This is a genomic window from Caballeronia sp. (genome assembly GCF_049581465.1).
GTDB lineage: Bacteria > Pseudomonadota > Gammaproteobacteria > Burkholderiales > Burkholderiaceae > Caballeronia.
The window spans coordinates 1-1523 of record NZ_JBAUSA010000838.1 but is presented as its reverse complement, the minus strand read 5'-3'; the positions used below and the strand labels follow the sequence as shown (position 1 = coordinate 1523).

3 protein-coding genes and 1 tRNA gene are annotated in these 1523 nt (G+C 63.2%); 3 read left to right on the top strand and 1 reads right to left on the bottom strand.

Annotated elements, in window-relative coordinates:
* On the top strand, positions 1 to 410 hold a 410-nt coding region (locus tag WCA53_RS20595; RefSeq protein ID WP_423914989.1), incomplete at its 5' end, for an MFS transporter.
* 56 nt (positions 411 to 466) lie between these two features.
* Positions 467 to 542 (top strand) — tRNA-Ala (locus WCA53_RS20590).
* A 110-nt stretch (positions 543 to 652) separates the two neighbouring features.
* Here the strand turns inward: WCA53_RS20590 and WCA53_RS20585 are convergent.
* Positions 653 to 805, bottom strand: coding sequence for a hypothetical protein (locus tag WCA53_RS20585; protein ID WP_423914987.1), 153 nt, complete (start codon positions 803 to 805; stop codon positions 653 to 655).
* Between the two features lie 62 nt (positions 806 to 867).
* Between WCA53_RS20585 and WCA53_RS20580 the strand changes: the two genes are divergently transcribed.
* Positions 868 to 1523, top strand: a 656-nt coding sequence (locus WCA53_RS20580; RefSeq protein ID WP_423914984.1) for a hypothetical protein, incomplete at its 3' end; no start/stop codon positions are given.

The window sequence follows — 1523 nt, the reverse complement described above, 5'->3', positions numbered from 1 at the left end:
GCTGGGTGCTCGCGGCGTTCGCGGGCGGTAATGCGCTGGCCGTCGTCCCCAGCGGCTACCTGTCTGACCGGATGGGGCGGCGCACGTTGTTGATCGTCGGCCTGGCGGCGTCCGGGGTGGCGACCGTCTGGCTTGGCCTCGTGTCGTCGCTGCCGGCGTTTACGGTCGCGGCGTTTGTGAGCGGTGCAACGACAGGCATCTTCATGTCACCGCTGCAGGCCGCAGTCGCCGACATCCTGGGCAGTGAGGCCCGCGCCGGCCTTCCGGTGGCGGCGGTGCAGATGGTGACGGATCTGGGCGCCATCGTCGGGTCCATGACGGTCGGCTGGGTGGTGGCGCCGGAAACGCGGCCGGCATCCGAGCCGACGTCGGAGATGTTGCCGACCGCGGCGGACGTTGAGCTGGCCTGACCTGCAACTTTGAAGGACGGTTGCCAGTGGTGTAGCTTCGATTGGCACAACTTCTCGGGGCTATGGCGCAGTTGGTAGCGCACCACACTGGCAGTGTGGGGGTCAGGGGTTCGAATCCCCTTAGCTCCACCAGAGTTAACGGTGTTTCTGGCGCGCTCTTCTCTAGCGACTGACGACGACTGGCTCGGCGAATCGACGTCAACGCGCGCGAAAAGGCTGCCCATGGATTCCAGTGCATCGCGTTAGACCGCCACGATCAGCTCGACATAGGTTCCCGTCGTCACGGTGATAGGGCCGTGGCGCAAAATGCGTTGCACCGTTGCTGGCGGCACTCCCATGCTGAACAGCAGCGTGGCGCAGGAGTGCGGGCACCAGACCAAGATCAGATCAACCATTGTCAGACAGTCCCGGGCCCGACGATGTTGAACGATCCCACCATCCATTCGTCGGACTAGGTATGAAGACTCAGCATCTCCCGGGGGAGTTTGTCAGCTATATAGCCCAGCTGTTTGCGCTTGCACAGGACTACCGAGCTGAGGCGGACCACGCCGCGCTCGTCCTGCAATTCTTGCGGCACCGCGAGTATGCGTCGATCCAGTGGCATGCCCTGGTCGGCGGAATTGATAAGGACTTCGTCCGTGTGGTGAACGAATCCGGTATCGAACAGATCGAAAGCTTTCGCGATCCCGTCTTTCCGGTGGCGATCAAGGTCTCGCATCTGGCCGCATCGTGCACCGGTGTTTACCAGTACGGCCGCCCCGAGGGAACAAGCATCAACCGCGGTGACATCGCCGGGTGGGCCGGTGACTGGATCACCTTCTACGGTGACTGGCGCCGCGAGCACGCGCAGTACGCCTCCGGACACGATTTCGCGCGAGCCAAACTGATGTGCGCAGATGTGGTGAGCAGTTTCCAGCTCACCGATCTGATGGAGGATGCAGACGCCTATATCCTCGGCATGCAATTGCGCTCAGGCTCCAATATCGCTGCCGCGGTTGAGCATCTGTACGGTTGCGGGACGCGCGCGCCGCGACTGCTGACCTTCTTCCGCGGACGGTTCGGTGATCGTGGGACTGCCCAGGCTGCCGCGATGAGTACCCTGCACTCAGACGC